The following is a 19798-nucleotide window of genomic DNA, read 5'->3' on the forward strand; positions in this document are numbered from 1 at the left end:
GTACTCGACGCGGTCGGACCCGGTGGCGCGCCGGCCCGCCGGGCGCGGTGGTCGCCGTAGGTGTGCCGTGGTCTCGTACGGCCGCCATTACCGGTGTCCCGGGGCTTTGGATTTCATCCGCGCGGCACGCTGTTATTTCCCTCACCACGCCGTCTCTCCGAAATGAAAGGGCCTGTTGCCTAATATTGGCCAGGACACGACACAGGAGGGGAGCGGTGACCGTGCGAGGGGACTTCAAGGAGCCTGCCAGGTGCCGCCCCGACCTGGTCATCGGCCGGGAGGAACCGTTCGCCGAGGCGCGCGAACAGCTCGCCGGGGGGGGCAGTGTGCTGCTCCACGGGCCCGCCGGAATAGGAAAGTCGACCGTGCTGCGGGCACTTGCGGCGGAAAACGCCGGCGCGGCGCCCACGGTGTTGCGCTGCTCGGCCACCGAGTCCGAATCCCACCTCCCGTTCCTGGCACTGGCCGATCTGTTCGGTCTGGTCCTGGACCGGGTCTTTGGTGCGCTGCCCGCCGCGCAACGCACCGCCCTGGAGTCGGCGCTCACCGGCCGCGGCGAGTCGACCCTCCAACGGGACGGTCTCGCGCTGCGCCTGGCGGTGCTGTCCACCCTGCGGGCGCTCGCCGCCGAGGGGCCCGTCCTGGTCGTCGCCGACGATCTGCAGTGGCTGGACCCGGCCAGCGCGGAGCTTCTCGGATTCGCCGCGCGGCGCCTCGGCGACACCCCCGTGCAGATGCTGTGCGCGGTGCGTACGGAGGGCCTGGAGGAGTACGACCGTCATCTGCGGGCCTGCCCGCCGGACACGCGTGTGGTGCGGCTGGGCCCGTTCTCCCGTGTCCAGGTGTCCACGCTGCTCGACCACCGCGGCTACACGGGCCTGTCCCGTACCACCGTCCGTGACATCCACCGCACCAGCGGCGGCAACCCGCTCTTCGCGCTCGAACTGGGCCGCGCCCTGGCCGAGAGCCCGACCCGCCCCCGCCCCGGTGAGCCGCTGCCGGTGCCGACCTCGCTGCGGGCCCTGGTGCTCAGCCGGCTGGAGATGCTGTCGGACGAGGCGCGCCGCACCCTGCTGGTGGCCAGCGTCGGCGCCCGCCCCACGCCGGCGCTGCTGCACGCGGCCGGCCGGGACCACGCCGAGGAGGAGACGGCCCAGGCCGCCGCGCTGGGGCTGCTGGCGACGGACCCGGAGGAGCCGGCCCTGCGTTTCGCGCATCCGCTGATCTCGGCCGCGCTGTACGCGGAGGCCCCGGCGCACGAGCGGCGGGCCGCGCACGCCGCGCTGTCCACGGCGGCCTCCGACCCCATCGAGCGGGCCCGGCATCTGGCCCTGGCCACGACCGGCACCGATCCGGAGGTGGCGGCCCGGCTCGCCGAGGCCGCCGCGCTGGCCCGGGACCGGGGGGCGCCCTCGGTCGCGGCCTCGCTGGGGCTGCTGGCGGCCCGTCACACCCCGGCGGACCCGTCGACCGACGGCACGCGGACGGACACGGCGCCGGCCGGCGGCGAGCCGGGCCGCAGCGTGCCGAGTCCGGACGAGCGGCGGCTGCAGGCCGCCGAGGACGCCATCACCGCCGGTGAGGTGGATCTCGCCCGGGACATCGCGCGCGAGGTGCTGACCCGGGCCACGGTGCCCGCGGAGCGGGTGCGGGCGTGGATGGTCGTCATCGAGGCGGCCGGGCAGGCGCTCGGCGAGGTCGACGCGGTCTACCCGCAGGTGCTGGCGGACGCCGGCGACGACCCGCGGTTGCTCGCCCTGGTCCACTACCAACTGGCCTGGCGGGAGGTGGTGGTGGACGGCGACTTCGCCAAGGCCCGGCTGGAGACCGCGCACGCCGCGGAACTGGCCGCACGCGGCGGGGACCGGCGTACGGAGCTGATGGCGCTCGCCTTCCAGTCCTCCACCGAGACCCTGATGGGCCACCCGGACGCGCCCGCCACCATCGAGCGGGCCCTTCAGGAACCCCAGGACCCCGATGTGGCCTGCCACCACAACGGCGCCGCGTCGGCCAGGTTCCGCTGGCTGCTGATGAGCGACCAGCTGCCCGAGGCCCGCAGGAGCATCACCGGGCTGCTGCGGGAGGCCCGGCGGCGCGGCATGGTCGAGAGCGAGGTGCACTTCCTGCGTCTGCTCGCCGACACCGAACTGCGTTCCGGGCACTGCGGCCGGGCCCTGGACCTGACCCGTGAGAGCCTGCGGCTGGCCCGTGACTCCGGGATCGGCGAGAGCGCCTCGGCCATGCTCGCCTCCCTCGCGGAGGCCTCCGGCGGGGACGTGGACCGGGCGCTCGCACTGGCCCGGGAGGCCGCGGACCACGCCGAGGTGGACGGCGACCAGTTGTATCTCTCCCTCGCCCTGGCCGCCCTGGGCTACGCCCGGTTGGTCGCCGGGGACGCCGCGGCCGCGGTCCGCTCGCTGCGCCGGGTGCGGGAGTTGGAGCACGGCATGGGCATCCACGACCCGGCGCGGGGCCGCTGGCACGGCGATCTCGCCGAGGCGCTGGTGCGGATCGGTGAACCCGGCGAGGCGCAGGAACTCATCAACGTCACACGGGTGCACGCGCGACGTCTGAACCGCTTGAGCGTGCTGGCCGTACTCGACCGCGCCGAGGCGCTGGTACGCGCGGCGCGTGGCGAACACGAGGCCGCCCGGGTGCAGTTGACGTCGGCGCAGGGCCGGCTCGCCGCGCTGGGTTTCGGCCTGGAGGAGGCGCGGGCCGCGTTCGCGCTGGCCCGACTGCGTGCCCGGGGCCCGGGTCCGGCCCCGTACGACGAGGCCGCACGGCTGTTCCGGCGCTGCCGCGCGCTGCCCTGGCTGCGCCAGGTGGACGCGGCCGTGGCCGCCGGTCCGGTGGCGCCGGAGACCGCGCCCGCCGCCGCCCCGGCGACCCCGGCCGCGCTGGACGGTCTCGCCTCGATGGAACGGCAGGTCGCCTCGCTGGTGATGGAGGGGGCCACCAACCGGGAGATCGCCGGCCGGCTGTTCATCAGCGTGAAGACCGTCGAGGCGACCCTCACCCGGGTGTACCGGAAACTGGGCATCCGGTCGCGGGTGGACATCGTCCGGCTGGCGGCGGGCCGCCGTACGAAGTAGCCGGGGCGGATGGGGAGTTCGGGGTGCGGGCGACCGAGGGTTTTCCCTGTCCGGCTCCCGTAGGGGCTTCCCTCATTGGGGGCTCGCGCTCCGGCTCGTAGCGTAATCCGTGCCGCTCGCCGGGCACACGGAGACCGGTGGCCCGGTCCCCGTGCTGAACCCCCCACCCCGTGCGACCCCCCACCGGCAACCGACGAGGAGACCGATGTCCGGGCTCACCCGCGCCAAGAAGGCCGCCGTACTCGTCGCGGCGACCACGGCCGCCGCCGCGACCGCACTGCTCACCGCCCCCTCCTCCGCCGCCGCTCCCCAGCCGATCGTCGGCGGTACCACGACCACGACGTCCGCGTACCCGTTCGTCATGCAGATCACCGACGCCTCGCAGAACCAGTTCTGCGGCGGCACCCTGGTCACGCCCACGAAGGTGGTCACGGCCGCCCACTGCATGGTCGGCGAGACCACCGGCAGTGTGCGCGTGGTCGGCGGGCGCACCTACCTGAACGGCACCAACGGTACGGTGGCGCGCGTCAGCAGGATCTGGATCAGCCCGGACTACCGGAGCGTCACCCGCGGCGACGACGTCGCGGTGATGACCCTGTCGACGTCGATGCCGTACTCCACGGCGGGCTACGTCTCCTCCTCGGACACCTCGGTGTACGCGGCCGGCACCACCGCCCGCATCCTGGGCTGGGGCACCACCTCCTCGGGCGGCAGCTCCTCCGACCAGTTGCGCACCGCGACCGTCCCGACGGTGTCCGACGCGAGCTGCGGCAGTTCGTACGGTTCCCGGTTCGTCCGGAGCGACATGGTGTGCGCCGGCCACTCCTCCGGCGGCGTGGACAGCTGCCAGGGCGACAGCGGCGGACCGCTGCTCATAGGCGGCCGGCTCGCGGGCATCACCTCCTGGGGCGACGGCTGCGCGGCGGCCGGATCCCCGGGCGTGTACACCCGGTTGACCACCTTCTCCGGGGAGGTCACGGCCCAGATCAACTCGTAGTCCCACGGGTCGATGTGCGGCACCCGAGTTCCTGAGTACCCCTCAGGTGATTACCAGGGGGCGTTGCGAGCTTCCACGAGCAGCCCGCAACGCCCCCTTTCCATGCCCGGGGGCGAACCTTCCCATCAAGGTCCAATCAGGAGATTTCCTCGAGACGTGTAACACCGTGACGGTCACCGGACGCTGATCCGTACGGGACGCGAGAAGCGGCCCTTTCTCATGCAGTCGGGCACCACCCCGGAACAACCCCACGACGAAGGGCCGCCCCCCCAGTGAATCCCCACCCCACCGAGAACGGTGGAACTGTACAGAACCCCCAGACCGCCCAGACCCCGCAGAGCCCCCAGACCGCCCAGAGCCCCAAGAGCCCTCGAAGCGACGCCGGCCGCCCCCGGGGAACGGAAGGTCTCCCGGTCTACGAGAGCCTGGTGCGCGAACGGGGTGACGTCGTGGCGGAGGCCCGCGAGGTGGCCGAACGCACGGAGTTCGAGATGCGTCAGGTGCTGCCCTTCCGCCCCGGGTCCCGACCGGTCCCGGCCCCGGCCGGCCGGTGATGTGCGCACCGATTGAGCCGGGCGGGTGAGCCCTCCCCGCCCGGGCCACCGGGCGGGGAGGATTCCCTAGGATCCTTCCGTGGCCACCTTCCAGCTCCAGCGCACGGCGCCCCTCCCGATCGACGAGACCTGGCGCCGGCTCACGCAGTGGCACCGCCACGGAGCGGCGGTCCCCCTCACCCGGATCACCGTGACCCCTCCCCCGCCCACCGGCGAGGGCACGGTCGTCGTCGCCCGCTCGGGTCTCGGCCCGCTCTCCTTCGACGACCCGATGGAGGTGACGGTGTGGCAGCCCCCCGGCCCCGGTTCCCCGGGCCTGTGCCGCCTGGAGAAGCGTGGCCGCGTGGTCCGGGGCTGGGCGGAGATCGAGGTCCGTCCGGGGCCGGGCGGCCGCACCCGCGTCCTGTGGCGCGAGGACCTGCGGGTCCGCTTCCTCCCCGCCTTCTGCGACCCCGCGCTGCGGTCGGTCTCCCGCCAGGTGTTCGGACGAGCGGTGAACACCCTGCTGCGACAGCCGTGACGGCCGGAGCGACGGGTGATCACCGCGTCGGCGGCACCACCGTCACGCCCTCGAACCGGTCCTGCCCGCGGGCTCGGGTGCGGGTGCGCCGGTGGGCGGCGTGGGTTCGACGTCGTGGTGGATCGGGGTGTGGGCGCCGGTGAGGGGGACGCCGGTGCCGCCCCGACGGGTGGCGACGATCTCGGCGGCGATGGACAGGGCTGTCTCCTCCGGGGTGCGGGCACCGAGGTCGAGGCCGATCGGGGAGCGCAGGCGGGCCAGTTCCGGGTCGGTGACGCCGGCCTCACGCAGGCGGGCCTCGCGGTCCAGGTGGGTGCGGCGGGAGCCCATCGCGCCGACGTAGGCGACCGGGAGGCGCAGGGCGAGCCGGAGCAGGGGGACGTCGAACTTCGCGTCGTGGGTGAGGACGCACAGGACCGTACGGGCGTCGACGTCGGTGCGTTCCAGGTACCGGTGCGGCCACTCGACGACGATCTCGTCGGCGTCCGGGAAGCGTGCCCGGGTGGCGAACACGGGGCGCGCGTCGCACACCGTGACCCGGTAGCCGAGGAACGTGCCGGCCCGGACCAGCGCCGACGCGAAGTCGATCGCGCCGAAGACGATCATCCGGGGCGGCGGGACCGACGACTCGACCAGCAGGGTCACCGGGGCGCCGCAGCGTGAACCCTCCGCGCCGATCTCCAGGGTGCCGGTGCGGCCCGCGTCCAGGAACGCGCCCGCCTCCCCCGCCACGGTGCGGTCGAGACCCGGACGCTCGCCGAAGCCACCCTCGTACGAGCCGTCGGGGCGCACCGTGAGCGCACGGCCCATCAGGTCTGCGGGGCCGCTCACGATCCGCGCCACGGCCGCCGCCTCGCCTCGCGCGGCGGCGGCGAGCGCGGCAGTGAGCGCCGGGCGGACGGGGTCCGCGGCCCGTACCGGTGTGATCAGGATGTCGATGACGCCACCGCAGGTCAGACCGGCGGCGAAGGCGTCCTCGTCGCTGTAGCCGAAGCGTTCCACGACGGTTTCGCCGTCCCGGAGCGCCTGCTCGCACAGCGCGTACACCGCGCCCTCCACGCAGCCGCCGGAGACCGAGCCGATCGCCGTGCCGTCGGTGTCCACCGCCAGCGCGGCGCCCGGCCCGCGGGGCCCGCTGCCGACGACCGCCACCACGGTGGCGACCGCGAAGTCGCGGCCCTGCACGGCCCACCGGTGCAGTTCCTCGGCGATGTCCAGCATCTCTCGGCCTCCTGAGCCGGGCGCTCCGGGCGGCGCGCGCGTGGCCGTTCGTGCGCCGCCCGGAGGGTCTGTCATGCGGTGCCGGTCAGGTGCTCCGGTCGTACCGGCGTACGGTTCAACTCCAGCCCGGTCGCGTTCCGGACGGCCGCGAGGACCGCCGGGGTGGACGACAGGGTGGGGGCCTCGCCGACGCCGCGCAGCCCGTACGGCGCGTGGTGGTCGGCGAGTTCGAGCACGTCGACGGGGATGGTCGGCGTGTCGAGGATGGTGGGGATGAGGTAGTCGGTGAAGGAGGGGTTGCGGACCTTCGCGGTCTTCGGGTCGACCAGGATCTCCTCCATGACCGCCACGCCCAGGCCCTGGGTGGTGCCGCCCTGGATCTGGCCGATGACGGACAGCGGGTTGAGCGCCTTGCCGACGTCCTGTGCGCAGGCCAGTTCGATCACCTTGACCAGGCCGAGTTCGGTGTCGACCTCGACGACGGCGCGGTGCGCGGCGAACGTGTACTGGACGTGCCCGTTGCCCTGGCCGGTGCGCAGGTCGAAGGGTTCGGTCGGCCGGTGCCGCCACTCCTCCTCCACCTCGACGGCCTCGTCGCCGAGGACGTCCACCAGGTCGGCGAGGACTTCGCCGCCGTCGGTGACGACCTTGCCGCCCTCCAGCAGGAGTTCGGCCGTCGCCCACGCCGGGTGGTACGAGCCGAGCCGGCGCCGGCCGAGTTCGAGCACCCGCTCGCGGACGAGCTCGCAGGCGTGGCGCACGGCGCCTCCGGTGACGTAGGTCTGCCGGGAGGCGGAGGTCGAACCGGCCGAGCCCACCCGGGTGTCGGCCGGATGGATGGTCACCTGGGCGACACCGAGCTCGGTGCGGGCGATCTGGGCGTGGACGGTGACACCGCCCTGTCCGACCTCCGCCATCGCGGTGTGCACGGTGGCCACGGGCTGCCCGCCGACCACCTCCATCCGCACGCGCGCGGTGGAGTAGTCGTCGAAGCCCTCGGAGAAGCCGACGTTCTTGATGCCGACCGCGTAGCCGACGCCGCGGACGACGCCCTCGCCGTGGGTGGTGTTGGACAGGCCGCCCGGCAGCTGGCGTACGTCGGCGCCCTCGCTGCTCTCCCACTGCCGCTCGGGCGGCATCGGCATCGCCTTGACACGGCGCAGGAGTTCGGCGACCGGCGCCGGGGAGTCGACCCGCTGCCCGGTGGGCATGACCGTGCCCTGCTCCATGGCGTTGAGCTGTCTGAACTCCACCGGGTCCATGCCGAGTTCCCGCGCCAGCTTGTCCATCTGCGCCTCGTAGGCGAAGCACGCCTGGACCGCGCCGAAGCCGCGCATGGCGCCGCAGGGCGGGTTGTTGGTGTAGAGGGCGAGGCCCTCGATCTCGACGTCGTCGACCCGGTAGGGGCCGATGCCGAGGGAGGTGGCGTTGCCGACCACGGCCGGGGAGGCGGAGGCGTACGCGCCGCCGTCGAGCACGATGCGGCACCTCACATGGGTCAGTCTGCCGTCGCGGGTGGCGCCGTGTTCGTAGAAGAGCTTGGCCGGGTGGCGGTGGACGTGGCCGAAGAAGGACTCGAAGCGGTTGTAGACGATCTTGACGGGCTTGCCGGTGCGCAGGGCGAGCAGGCAGGCGTGGATCTGCATGGACAGGTCCTCGCGGCCCCCGAACGCACCGCCGACGCCGGACAGGGTCATCCGTACCTTGTCCTCGGGCAGGCCGAGGACGGGCGCGATCTGGCGCAGGTCGGAGTGGAGCCACTGGGTGGCGATGTAGAGGTGGACGCCCCCGTCCTCCTCGGGGACGGCGAGTCCCGACTCGGGGCCGAGGAACGCCTGGTCCTGCATGCCGAAGGTGTACTCGCCCTCGACGACGACGTCCGCCCGCTCGCGGGCCCGTGCCACGTCGCCGCGCACGATCGGCTGGCGGTGGACGATGTTGGGGTGGGAGACGTGGGCGAAGTGACGGTCTTCCCGGTTCTCGTGGACGAGGGGCGCGTCGGGGGCGAGCGCGGAGGCCTCGTCGGTGACGACCGGGAGTTCGCGGTACTCGACCCTGATCCTGGCGGCGGCGCGGCGCGCGGTCTCCGGGTGGTCGGCGGCGACCATGGCGACGGGCTCGCCGTGGTGACGGACCTTGCCGTGGGCGAGGACGGGGGTGTCCTGGATCTCCAGGCCGTAGTTCTTCACCTCGGTCGGCAGGTCGTCGTGGGTCATGACGGCGTACACGCCCGGCAGCGCGAGGGCTTCGGAGGTGTCGATCGACACGATCTCGGCGTGCGCGACCGTGGAGCGCAGGATCTGGCCCCAGAGCATGTCCTCGTGCCACATGTCGGAGGAGTACGCGAACTCGCCGGTGACCTTGAGGGTGCCGTCGGGGCGGAGGGTGGACTCCCCGATGCCGCCCCTGGTCCGCGCGCCCTGGGTGAGGGTGGCGGGCGCGCCGAGGGGGGTGCCGGCCGGTCCGGGCGTCGTGGAGGGCTCCTGGGTGGTCATGCGCGGGCCTCCTCGGACTGGCGGGCGGCCGCGAGGCGGACCGCGTCCATGATCTTCTCGTAGCCCGTGCAGCGGCACAGGTTGCCCGACAGCGCCTCGCGGATGTCCGCGTCGCTCGGGCTGGGGTTGCGCTCCAGCATCTCGTCGGCGGCGACCAGCAGGCCCGGGGTGCAGAAGCCGCACTGGACGGCGCCGGCGTCGATGAACGCCTGCTGGATCGGGGCGAGTTCGGCGCCCTCGCCGGTCTGCGAGCCGGCGCCCGGGGCCGCCTGCCACCGGTGGGCCTCGTTCAAGGCGGTGCCGCTTTCCGCGGGAGTGGCACCGTGTCCGGCACCGGCACCGCGGGAACGCTGCCGGGCGAAGTCCGCCAGTCCCTCGACCGTGACGACGTCACGGCCCTCGGCCTGGCCGGCCGCGACGAGGCAGGAGCACACCGGGACGCCGTCCAGGCGCACCGTGCAGGAGCCGCACTCGCCCTGTTCGCAGGCGTTCTTGGAGCCGGGCAGGCCGAGCCGCTCGCGCAGCACGTACAGCAGGGACTCGCCCTCCCACACGTCGTCGGCCCGCTGGGGCCGTCCGTTGACGGTGAAGTCGATACGCATCACGCGGCTCCCTCGGTGCTGCGGCGGGCGCCGCGGTACGACTCCCAGGTCCAGGTCAGCGTGCGGCGGGCCATGACGCCGACGGCGTGCCGTCGGTAACCCGCGGTGCCCCGGACGTCGTCGATCGGGTTGCAGGCGGCGGCGCACAGGTCCGCGAACTGCTTGGCCACGGACGGTGTGACGATCTTCCCGTTGTCCCAGAAGCCACCCTCGTCGAGCGCCGCGTTCAGGAACTCCTCGGCGGCCGTGGCGCGTACGGGCGTGGGTGCCGCGGAGCCGATGCCGGTGCGGACCGTACGGGTCTCGGGGTGCAGGGCCAGGCCGAACGCGCACACGGCGATGACCATCGCGTTGCGGGTGCCGACCTTGGAGAACTGCTGGGGGCCGTCGGCCTTCTTGATGTGCACGGCGCGGATCAGCTCGTCCGGCGCCAGCGCGTTGCGCTTCACTCCGGTGTAGAAGGCGTCGATCGGGATGCGGCGGGACCCGCGCACCGACTCGGCCTCGACCTCGGCACCGGCGGCGAGCAGCGCCGGGTGGGCGTCGCCCGCCGGGGAGGCGGTGCCGAGGTTGCCGCCGACCCCGCCGCGGTTGCGGATCTGCGGGGAGGCGACCGTGTGGGAGGCGAGGGCGAGACCCGGCAGCTCGGCCCGCAGGTGCTCCATGATCCTCGAGTACGGGACGGAGGCGCCGAGCCGTACGGTGTCCTCGCCGACCTCCCACTCGGCGAGGTCGGCGATGCGGTTGAGGTCCATGAGGTACTCGGGTCTGCGGTGGTCGAAGTTGATCTCGACCATCACATCGGTGCCGCCCGCGATCGGTACGGCGGTGGGGTGCTCGGCCTTCGCGGCGAGCGCCTCCTCCCAGCTGGCTGGGCGAAGGAAGTCCATGACCGACTCTCTTCTTCGTCTCGTGTCGTGCGCGTCGAGTTGTTCCTCCCGTGAGTCGTACGGGATCGAGCCGATCCGTGCCCGGCGGGCCCGGCCCGTCCATGAGGGATTCACTCGGAGTGCGCCTCAGTACACCGTCCGTTGCTCCACCCGGGTCAGTCACGAAAGCCATGAAGGAGTTGGCTGGCCAGTGCAGTCATCTTGTAGATTCATATGAACGGAGGGTCTCGGCGGCCTCAGTGACTTCAGCGATCGCAGCGATCTCCATGTTTTCCTCCAGAGGAAGCGGATCCGGAAGACACGGAGGGCACTCTTCTGGTAGACGGCCGACCGCAACTGATCAGCCGCCCGCCGGACGCTGCGCCGAAACCGCGGAACCCTCTCCACGGCCCATCGTAGGCATCGACGCACACATCGATGCCCACATCCGCACACATCGACATAAAGGAAACGGCGGCGACGAGAATGCGGCTGCGCGCACTGCTGGAGACCGACGCGCTGGGTCTCAGGCTGCTCGGCGGCGAGGACGAGCTGGACCGCACCGTGCACGGGGTGATGACCACCGACCTCAAGGACCCCAGCCGCTACCTCTCGGGCGGGGAACTGGTGCTCACGGGCCTGGCCTGGCGCCGGGACCCCGCCGACTCGGAGCCGTTCGTACGGCGCATGGTGCGGGCGGGGATCGCCGCCCTGGCGGCCGGTGAGGCCGAGCTGGGCGACATCCCGGACGACCTGATCGCGGCCTGTGCGCGGCACCGGCTGCCGCTGTTCGCGGTGCACGAGTCGGTGGCCTTCGCGACCGTCACCGAGCACGTCGTGCGGAAGGTGTCCGGCGAGCGGGCCGGGGACCTCGCGGCCGTGGTGGACCGGCACCGGCGGATGATGACCTCGGGCCCGGCGGGCGGCGGCCCGGACGTGGTGCTCGATCTGCTCGGCACCGACCTGGACCTGCGGGCGTGGGTGCTCTCGCCCACCGGGCGGCTGATCGCCGGTTCGAAGGCGGCGGGGCCGGGGCTGCCCGCGGGCGTGGGCGCACGGCTCGCGGCGGAGCAGTTGGCGGCCGCCCGCTCGGGCCGGCCCGGACCGCACCGGGTGACGCTGGACGACCGGACCACGTACAGCCTCTTCCCGGTGCGCGGCGGCGGGCACTCCCCGCAGACCGCGCGGAGTCCGCGGGACGGGCGGGACGCCCCCGGGGTCCAGGACGGACCGGACGGCCGGGGGACGGTACTGTCCGACTGGCTGCTGGCGGTCGAGGCGGACGCCGGGGACTGGGCCGGGGAACGGCTGGACCTGCTGTACGGCGTCACCCAGCTGATCGCGGTCGAACGGGACCGCCGGGACGCGGCGCGCACGGTGCGCCGCCGGCTCGCGCACGAGGTGCTGGAGCTGGTGCAGGCGGGAGCCGCGCCGGCCGAGGTCGCGGCCCGGCTGCGGGTGGCGGCGCCGGTACTGCTGCCCGGATTCGGGACCGCGCCGCACTGGCAGGTGGTCGTGGCCCGCGTCGACTGGGACGGCGGCGGGGTCGCGGGCGGTCCGGCGGCACAGGCGCTGCTCGAGGAGATCCTGGTCGACCCTGCGTCGACGGGGCCCGAGCAGTCCGACCGGCTCGCGGTGGCACACACCGGGGAGGAGGCGATCGCGCTCGTCCCGCTGCCGGTGGTGGCGGGCGAGCACGAGGGCTCCGACGAGAGCGGGCTCCTCGCGGAGACCCTGCTGGAGTCCGTACGGGACCCGCTGACGGCCGGCCTGGACGGCGACGGGCGGCTCACGCTCGGGGTCAGCGCGGCCGTGCACTCGGCGGAGGGGCTGCGCGGGGCCCTGGAGGAGGCGCGGCACGCGCGGCGCGTGGCCGCGGCCCGTCCGGGCCGGGTCTGCGCGGCCGGCCACCACGAGCTGGCCTCGCACGTCCTGCTGCTCCCCTTCGTCCCCGACGACGTACGGCGGGCCTTCACCGCCCGTCTCCTGGACCCGCTGCGGGAGTACGACCGGCGCCACCGCGCCGAGTTGATCCCCACGCTGGAAGCCTTCCTGGACTGCGACGGCTCCTGGACCCGCTGCGCCTCCCGGCTGCACCTGCACGTCAACACCCTGCGGTACCGGGTGGGCCGCATCGAGCAGCTGACGGGCCGCGACCTGTCCCGCCTGGAGGACAAGCTGGACTTCTTCCTGGCGCTCCGCATGAGTTGAGGGCGGACCGCCGACGGGGGCCGGGGCCGCCCGGGGCGGGGGTGGCGTGCGGTGGAGTCGTGCGCCGGTGGGGACTCGCGGGCGCCGTCGGGGTGTTGGCCGTTCGTGCCCGCTGATCCATGACTTTGTGAAATCCTTCACCCACCCTCTTGGCCCGGCCCCGTTGTTCGTGCTGAGATGCGGCCACCACTCAACAGCTCGAAGGCGTGCTCGGGGAGGGCAACGTGGCGCATACCGCCATGTCTGGTAACGGAACGACCGCTGGTGACGATCCTCTCCAGACCGCGGTATGGCGGCTGCGCTCACGCGCCTGCTGGGTCGACGCCGCCGCCCTGCTCACGCCGGTGACCCCGGCCACCGCGCTGCAGCGGGCGTCGCTCCTGGTGGAGCGGTGCCTGTACACCGAGGCGGGGTGGGAGGAGGCCGAGGACGCGCTGCGTACGGCCGAGGCGCTGGCCGACAGCGACGACGAGCGGGGCGCCGCCGCTTGTGAACGCGGGTACTTGGCCTACGCCGCCACCCTGTTCGGCGTGCGGGACCGGGCCGACGAGGCACGGGCCGCGCTCGGACGCGCGGCGGCGCTGATCCCTCCGGGGGCCGCGGCGCGGGCGCTGCTGGACTTCCGGCGCGGGTTGATCGCCGAGAACCTGACCCGGTCCCCGCAGTCGGCGCGCGCCGCGTACCACCGCGCCCACGCGGGCGCCACCGCGCACGCCGATCCGCTGCTGCTCTCCGGCACCTGGCGCCACCTCGCCGGACTCGCCCTGAGGGAGGGCGAGTTGGCGGAGGCCCGGCACGGCTTCGCCGAATCACTGCGGATCCGCGAGGAGCTGGGCTATCTGGTCGGCACGGCACCGGCCCTGGTCTCCCTCGCCGACACGGAGACCGACCCGGAGGCGTCCCGCCTGCGGGAGGAGGCCCGCCGCCTGTTGCGCCTGCTCGGCGGGGTCCCCACCTGGCTGTCCCGCCAACTGGCCCCGCCGGCGCCGGGAGCGGCCTCGGCGTAGTGGCGCCCCGACGTCCTCAGACCACCCCGGTGAAGTGGTCCTCCACCAGCGACCGCACCGCGTCCGGGTCACCCGCGATCAACGCGTCCAGCAGGGCGGTGTGTTCGTGGGCGTCGGTCACCAGTCGCGCCGCCCCGCCCCGGGCACCGGGGGCGGAGCCGATCAGGGGCCACTGGGCGCGGCGGTGCAGGTCCTCGGCGATCCGGAGCAACTGTTCGTTGCCGGCCAGGGCGAGCACCGCGCGGTGGAAGGCGCGGTCTGACTCGGCGTACGTGGCACGGCAGCCGGAGGAGGCGGCGCGGATGGTGGCCTCGGCGAGGGGGCGCAGTTCGGCCCAGCGTTCGGCGGGCACCGTACGGGACAGCCGCAGCACCACCGGGATCTCGATCAGCGCCCGGACCTCGGTCAGTTCGGCCAGTTCCCGGTCGCCCCGCTCCACGACCCGGAACCCCCGGTTCGGCACCACCTCGACCGCGCCCTCCAGGGTGAGTTGCTGCATGGCCTCGCGGACCGGCGTCGCGGAGACCCCGAACCGCTCGGCCAGCACCGGCGCGGAGTACACCGCGCCGGGCCGCAGATCACCCGTCACCAGGGCGGTGCGCAGCGCGGCGAGGATCTGCCCGCGCACGGAGGACCGCTGGACGGACCGTCGGGGCAGGGGCCGGGGAGGGGCCGGTTCGCCGTGCGTGTGCTCACCGCGTACGCCGTCGGCCTCGGTCCTGCCGGGTGCGGCGGCGCCGGTCCCCTCGCCTCGCGGCCGGTTCCGCCGCCGGTCCACGTCCTCCACGCCGGGCTGGGCGGGCACCCTGCCCCTGTCCGTGGCGCCCTGTCCGGTCCCCGTGTCGTCCACCCCGACAAAGCCCTTCGTGCCCTGCTTCACCGGGTCCTCCTCCGGATGTATCGGTACTTGGGGTCATTACGGTGGCTTGTCACTCGCTCGTCAAGCACCTTAAGGGCACCGGGCCCCCGGTTCACATCCCGGCGATCTTGGGTAAGGTGAGGCTTACCTTTATTGGCCCGGTGTCGGCCGGCATCGGTCCGGCTCGACGAGACGTGAAGGGGTGATCCCATGGCAGTGCCCGGTTCGGCCGTCGCGGACGCGTACGCCCGCCTGGCAGAGGCCTTCCCGGCACTCGCCGTCACGGAACTCGCCGCCGGCGAGGAGACTCCCCGGGGCGGCGCCTGGGTCGCCGCCGACGCCCTCGCCGAAGGGGACGGCGGGAGCGCGCTGGACGCCTTCCTGGCCTGGGACGAGAGCCAGATACTGCGGGACTACGGGCAGTCGGCCCGCCCGGACGTGGTCGCCAGTTTCGGCCTGCACCGCTACGCCTGGCCCGCCTGCCTGCTGATCACCGTGCCGTGGTTCCTGCACCGCCGCGTGCCGCGCTACCCCGTGACGCACGTCTCCTTCGACCGCACCGCCGCCGGGCTCGCCGTGGGCCGCATGGCCGTACGGCCGGACACCTTCGCCTGCCTTCCCGGCGACCCGGCGGCCTCGCTGCCCGGCGCCCGCGTGGTTCCGCACGAGGAGGCGCTGCGGGCCGAGGTGCGGACCGCAGTCGCCGAGCACCTCGGACCCGTCCTGACGGGCTTCGGCCCGCGGATGCGGCGGCGCGGCCGCGCCCTGTGGGGCATGGCGACCGACGAGGTCGTGGAGAGCCTGCGGTACATCGGCCAGTTGCTCGGCGAGGAGGAGCGGGCCCTGCGGGAGCTGGAACTGCTGCTGCCCGGCGCGACCAAGCCGTACGTTGGTGCGGCGGGGTTCCGCCGGGCGACCGGGCCGGAGGGCGAACCGACCCACACCCGGGACCGGATCAGCTGCTGCATGTTCTACACCCTGCGCCCCGAGGACATCTGCGCCACCTGTCCGCGCACCTGCGGGGGCGCGAAGGCCGTCACCAGGCAGCTGGCGAGGGCGAGCTGACACCGCGAAGGTCACAGGCGATTCACGATTCCCTCACTCGCCGCGGGAACTCTCCACTGAACCACTCGTACGGGTAGTCTCATTCGAACCCGACTCTCACGACCCGAGCGTCAGTTCGAGCAGAACGACGCCCTGGGTGTCCCCTCGCGCTTCGATGGCCGCCACTTGCCCCGAAATCCCCTGAGGGACGGTGGGATTGGGCCACTATGGCGGGCGTTACGCCCTATCCCAATGCAAGGGACCCCTAGATGAGACTGACCGACATATCGCTGAATTGGCTGCTTCCGGGCGCCGTGCTGCTCCTGGGCATGCTGGCGGCGGTGGCGGTGCTCGCGCGCGGCAAGCGCTCCTCGGTCAAGGACACGAGTGCGGACGACTCGTGGGAGCGCAGCGAGGAGCGCCGCAGGCGCAAGGAGGCCGTCTACGGCACCGTCTCCTACGTCCTGCTGTTCTGCTGTGCGGCGGTGGCGGCGGCGCTCTCCTTCCACGGCCTGGTCGGCTTCGGTGAGCAAAACCTCGGCCTGTCCGGCGGCTGGCAGTACCTCGTCCCCTTCGGTCTGGACGGCGCGGCGATGTTCTGCTCGGTGCTCGCCGTGCGCGAGGCGAGCCACGGTGACGCGGCGCTCGGCTCCCGCATACTCGTGTGGACGTTCGCGTTCGCCGCGGCCTGGTTCAACTGGGTGCACGCTCCCCGGGGCATCGGACACGCGGGTGCCCCGCACTTCTTCGCGGGTATGTCCCTGTCGGCGGCCGTGCTGTTCGACCGCGCGCTGAAGCAGACCCGCCGGGCCGCCCTGCGCGAACAGGGCCTGGTGCCACGTCCGTTGCCGCAGATCCGTATCGTCCGCTGGCTGCGGGCCCCCCGTGAGACGTACCGTGCCTGGTCGCTGATGCTCCTGGAGGGCGTGCGCAGCCTGGACGAGGCGGTCGAGGAGGTGCGCGAGGACCAGCGCCAGAGGGACGAGACGCGACGGCGCAGGCGCGAGCACGAGCGGGTGGAGCGGGCGCGGCTGAAGGCGATCAGCCGCGGCCACCGCGGTGTGCTGGGCCGGGGCGCCGGCCACCAGGTGGAGGCTCCGACGGTGGAGCGGGCCGACGACATGGTCCCCGCGGAGCCCGCCATACCGGCGCCGGAGGCCCTGCCGATGCGCGCGCGTCCCTCCCTCCAGCCGGTACGCCGCGGTTCCGACCCGGTGACCGTCGACCTCACCGCGGAGGACGACACCCAGGCACTGCCGCGCCTGGACTCCCTGGAGCGCAAGCTCAAGGACCTGGAGCAGCAGTTCGGCTGACGGGCGACGGCGCGTCAGGCGGCGTCCGCGTCGAGTTCGAACCAGACCGCCTTGCCCACCGCGTGCGCCCTGATCCCCCACGCGTCGGCGAGGGACTCGACCAGCACCAGCCCCCGGCCGTGCGTACCGTCACCTGCGTCCGGTACCCGCGGCCGGGGCTCGTGGTCCACGAAGTCCCGCACCTCGACCCGTAGTCCACGGGGTCCGACGGTGGCAGTGAGGACCGCCGCCCGGTCGGTGTGGACCAACGCGTTGGTGACGAGCTCGGTGGTGAGCAGCTCGGCCGTCTCCGACTGTCCGGGTCTGCCCCAGTGCCTGAGCAGTTCTCGCAGGTCGTGGCGGGACTCGGGCACCGCCCGCAGGTCCGCGCGTCCCAGCCGGCGTCTCAGCTGTGCCGCCGGGGCCCGCTCCCCGTCACCGTCGGCCGTCTCCTCCACGGTGGTCACCCGGGTCGTCCCGGCCATGCCGGGGCCACCCCCTCGTACCTGCCTTCTCATGGCCCCCGCCCGCGTTCCGGTGTCGATTCCCCCTGCGGCTCGAACATGTCCATGGGAATCCATGCCCCATCACCCACGCGCCAAGACATGCGGCATGGTCAAGGCCGGTTATTGGCCGGACTTCAACGGCCACACACGTGTGCGGGGTCGTCCTCCCGACCCCCGTGGCGAGAGGACGACCCCGGTCTTCACGGTGGTCGTGGGCGCCGTCAGTACAGCTTGTCGACGGCCGTGGTCGTCGTCTTCTTGAAGGCGGCCACCGGGGCGTCGTCGAAGTCGCCCATCTGCCCCCAGCTCACGACGGTCACCGTCCGGCCGTCCCGTCCCACGGACAGCAGGTGGATGTCGGTGGCACCCCAGGAGGCGCTGGTGTGCAGACCGTGCACCTGCGCGCCCTCCTCGACCGGCAGCGAGCCGTAGTACTGGCCCTCGGCGTCGAATTCCGGGTCGGTTCGCTCGATCCGGTCCGCGCAGGAACGGATCTTCTTGTTCAGCAGTGCGGCCAGTGCCTTGCCCTGGGCGGCCGAGCCGGTCACGACGGTGGCCTGCACGGCGCCCGTGTCCAGTTCGGTGTGGAAGACCCGGTGCCGGTAGCCGTGGGCCGGCACGCCCTCGCCCAGGCAGTAGGCGAGCTCCGTCGGGAAGCCGTCGGTGACCGGTCCCGCGGTCCACTCGGACCACGCGTGCGGAGGCAGCTCGGAAGCCGCGAGGAACCTGGGTGAGGCGGCCTTGTTCTCCAGGGCCCCGGCCGGCCCGGTGAGTGCCGTGACGGCGGCGAGGGCGGCGACGGTGAGTGCGGCGGCGCGGGTGCGCGTGGGCATGGGTGTCCCCCGTGAGGAGTGCGTGGTGGGATGCGGTACGGCGTGTTGCGGCCGTGTCGGCCGGCCGTTGGTCCGGCCGTCGTGCACCGCGGCCACCGTCATGAGCGCGGTGGTCCGTCCGGTGGTCGTCGGGACGACACCCAGAGCATCGGCCGTCCCGGGAGGCCGGCGCAAGCGTCGGCGCCCGATCCCTGGGGATGGAACCATCCCAGCCCGTCTGACGTGCAGGTACATGGGATGCCTGGGATGCCGTTCCGTGCCCGGTTCGGCCCGACGAGTACGAGGTGACGGTGTCGGCACAGGACGATGTGGCGCGGTTCGCGGCGCTGCTGCGGGAACTGAAGGAGCGTACGGACCGCAGCTACGGCTCGCTGGCCCGCCGCCTCGGCATGAACACCTCGACTCTGCACCGCTACTGCGCCGGAGAGGCGGTCCCCCTCGACTTCGCGCCCGTGGAGCGTTTCGCCGCCCTGTGCGGGGCGTCGGGCGGGGAACGCCTGGAACTCCACCGCCGCTGGCTCCTGGCGGCCGCGGCACGACAACGGCCTCGGGCGGCGGAGGCGCGGGCAGAGACGGAGGCGGGTGCGGACGCTCCCAGCGGTGACGGGGACGGTGACGCTGCCGTCGCCACCGCCGGTACCGACACCGGCACCCGCACCCGCACCCGCACCCGCACCGAGCGTCCTGCCCCGGACGCCGGCATCGTGAGCGGCCCTCGGCCCGCGCCCGCCCGCCCCCGGCCCTGGTACCGGCGCAAGCGCGTCGCGGGCACACTTGTCGTCGCCTGTGCGTCACTCGCCACGGTGGGAACACTGGCCGCGCTGCCGGACGGTCACCGTTCCTCCCCCGACGACGGCACCCGGGCCGCCACCGCGAACCCGGCACCGACCGCCTCCGCGGAACCCACGGCAGCGGACCGCCCCTCCTCGGCGCCGCCCGCGTCAGGTGCTTCTGGTTCCTCCGGCTCGGGGCGCACCCCCGACGCCCCCGGAGCGCGGGGCGAGCCGTCCAACCCGGCCTCTCCCGGGGGCACCGGACGCGCCCCCGAGAAGTCCGCCGCCCCCGCCGGGACGCCCCTCGCCTGGACCGTCGACTCGCATGCCTGGGCGTTCGGCTGCGGCCACGACTACGTCATCGCCAAGCCGCCCGCCGAGGTGCCGCCGCCCCCGGTCCCGCAGGACGCCGGTACCTGGGCGGCGACGCAGACGGCGGTGCACGGGGGCGAGACGATCGTGAAGCTGTCCGTGCAGGGGACGTCCGACACGGCCGTCGTCCTCACGGCGCTGCGGGTCCGGGTGACCGGCCGCACCGACCCCGCCCCGGGGAACGCGTACGCCATGGACCAGGGCTGCGGCGGCGCCCTCACCCCGCGGTACTTCGACGTGAACCTGGACAAGGACCGGCCCATCGCCCGCGCGGTCGCCGGGAACGACGCCGGTACGCCGATCCCGGCGGTCCGCATGCCCTACCGTGTCTCCGCGACGGACCCGGAGGTGCTGCAGGTCACCGCCCGGACCGTGACCTGCGACTGCCGCTGGTACCTGGAACTGGACTGGTCCTCCACCGGCCGTTCCGGCACCGTGCGGATCGACGACCGGGGCCGTCCGTTCCGCACCAGCGGCGTCGAGGGCCTGCCCCGCTACGAGTACGACACCAGCGCCCGCCGCTGGATGCCCCGGACGGGCTGACTTCC

16 protein-coding genes are annotated in these 19798 nt (G+C 73.6%); 9 read left to right on the top strand and 7 right to left on the bottom strand.

All coding sequences use genetic code 11. The features are described 5' to 3' along the window. Positions 1 to 215: 215 nt before the first annotated feature. The 4 genes from AC6F7H_RS01975 to AC6F7H_RS01990 all read left to right on the top strand — a co-directional run bounded on the left by AC6F7H_RS01975 (position 216) and on the right by AC6F7H_RS01990 (position 5166). Positions 216 to 3095 (top strand): AAA family ATPase, encoded by a 2880-nt coding sequence (locus AC6F7H_RS01975; RefSeq protein ID WP_500754789.1) that lies wholly within the window; start codon positions 216 to 218, stop codon positions 3093 to 3095. 205 nt (positions 3096 to 3300) lie between these two features. Further along, positions 3301 to 4092, top strand: coding sequence for a S1 family peptidase (locus AC6F7H_RS01980; protein ID WP_500754790.1), 792 nt, complete (start codon positions 3301 to 3303; stop codon positions 4090 to 4092). 428 nt (positions 4093 to 4520) lie between these two features. Then, complete coding sequence (locus AC6F7H_RS01985) at positions 4521 to 4646, top strand: hypothetical protein (protein WP_500754792.1); 126 nt, start codon at positions 4521 to 4523, stop codon at positions 4644 to 4646. Between the two features lie 79 nt (positions 4647 to 4725). Then, positions 4726 to 5166: an SRPBCC family protein gene (locus AC6F7H_RS01990; protein ID WP_500754793.1), complete on the top strand. Its 441-nt coding sequence runs from the start codon at positions 4726 to 4728 to the stop codon at positions 5164 to 5166. 42 nt (positions 5167 to 5208) lie between these two features. Here the strand turns inward: AC6F7H_RS01990 and AC6F7H_RS01995 are convergent, their stop codons facing one another. From AC6F7H_RS01995 to AC6F7H_RS02010, 4 genes are all read right to left on the bottom strand, one after another. Beyond that, complete coding sequence (locus tag AC6F7H_RS01995; RefSeq protein WP_500754794.1) at positions 5209 to 6387, bottom strand: XdhC family protein; 1179 nt, start codon at positions 6385 to 6387, stop codon at positions 5209 to 5211. Between the two features lie 71 nt (positions 6388 to 6458). Then, on the bottom strand, positions 6459 to 8882 hold the full coding sequence (pucD, locus tag AC6F7H_RS02000) for a xanthine dehydrogenase subunit D (RefSeq protein WP_500754795.1): 2424 nt from the start codon (positions 8880 to 8882) through the stop codon (positions 6459 to 6461). Then, the gene (locus AC6F7H_RS02005; protein ID WP_500754796.1) at positions 8879 to 9484 is read right to left on the bottom strand and encodes a (2Fe-2S)-binding protein; all 606 of its coding nucleotides are present in this window, start codon (positions 9482 to 9484) and stop codon (positions 8879 to 8881) included. The genes pucD and AC6F7H_RS02005 overlap by 4 nt, the downstream gene beginning before the upstream one ends. After that, positions 9484 to 10374 carry an FAD binding domain-containing protein gene (locus AC6F7H_RS02010; RefSeq protein WP_500754797.1) on the bottom strand — a complete coding sequence of 297 codons (891 nt, stop codon included), beginning with the start codon at positions 10372 to 10374 and terminating at the stop codon, positions 9484 to 9486. Before AC6F7H_RS02010 ends, AC6F7H_RS02005 begins: the two co-directional genes overlap by 1 nt. Positions 10375 to 10839: 465 nt before the next feature. On the opposite strand from AC6F7H_RS02010, the gene AC6F7H_RS02015 reads away from it, so the two are divergent. Next, the gene (locus tag AC6F7H_RS02015) at positions 10840 to 12564 is read left to right on the top strand and encodes a PucR family transcriptional regulator (protein WP_500761622.1); all 1725 of its coding nucleotides are present in this window, start codon (positions 10840 to 10842) and stop codon (positions 12562 to 12564) included. Between the two features lie 239 nt (positions 12565 to 12803). Continuing rightward, the gene (locus AC6F7H_RS02020) at positions 12804 to 13571 is read left to right on the top strand and encodes a hypothetical protein (RefSeq protein WP_363034858.1); all 768 of its coding nucleotides are present in this window, start codon (positions 12804 to 12806) and stop codon (positions 13569 to 13571) included. A 16-nt stretch (positions 13572 to 13587) separates the two neighbouring features. Here the strand turns inward: AC6F7H_RS02020 and AC6F7H_RS02025 are convergent, their stop codons facing one another. Continuing rightward, positions 13588 to 14451 carry a GntR family transcriptional regulator gene (locus tag AC6F7H_RS02025; protein WP_500754799.1) on the bottom strand — a complete coding sequence of 288 codons (864 nt, stop codon included), beginning with the start codon at positions 14449 to 14451 and terminating at the stop codon, positions 13588 to 13590. A 189-nt stretch (positions 14452 to 14640) separates the two neighbouring features. Here AC6F7H_RS02025 and AC6F7H_RS02030 point away from each other — a divergent pair, with 189 nt between their 5' ends. After that, on the top strand, positions 14641 to 15495 hold the full coding sequence (locus tag AC6F7H_RS02030) for a (2Fe-2S)-binding protein (RefSeq protein WP_500754800.1): 855 nt from the start codon (positions 14641 to 14643) through the stop codon (positions 15493 to 15495). Between the two features lie 248 nt (positions 15496 to 15743). Next, a complete protein-coding gene (locus AC6F7H_RS02035; protein WP_500754802.1) occupies positions 15744 to 16787 on the top strand; it encodes a DUF2637 domain-containing protein in 1044 nt (347 codons plus the stop codon). 14 nt (positions 16788 to 16801) lie between these two features. Here AC6F7H_RS02035 and AC6F7H_RS02040 read toward each other — a convergent pair whose 3' ends face one another. Both AC6F7H_RS02040 and AC6F7H_RS02045 read right to left on the bottom strand, forming a co-directional pair. Beyond that, a complete protein-coding gene (locus tag AC6F7H_RS02040) occupies positions 16802 to 17251 on the bottom strand; it encodes an ATP-binding protein (RefSeq protein ID WP_363034850.1) in 450 nt (149 codons plus the stop codon). A 242-nt stretch (positions 17252 to 17493) separates the two neighbouring features. Continuing rightward, entirely contained in the window at positions 17494 to 18105 is a 612-nt protein-coding gene (locus AC6F7H_RS02045; protein ID WP_500754803.1) for a hypothetical protein, read from the bottom strand. Between the two features lie 290 nt (positions 18106 to 18395). On the opposite strand from AC6F7H_RS02045, the gene AC6F7H_RS02050 reads away from it, so the two are divergent. Next, a complete protein-coding gene (locus AC6F7H_RS02050; protein ID WP_500754805.1) occupies positions 18396 to 19793 on the top strand; it encodes a helix-turn-helix domain-containing protein in 1398 nt (465 codons plus the stop codon). Positions 19794 to 19798 lie beyond the last annotated feature (5 nt).

The sequence above is a fragment of the Streptomyces sp. MMS24-W38 genome, assembly GCF_059889265.1.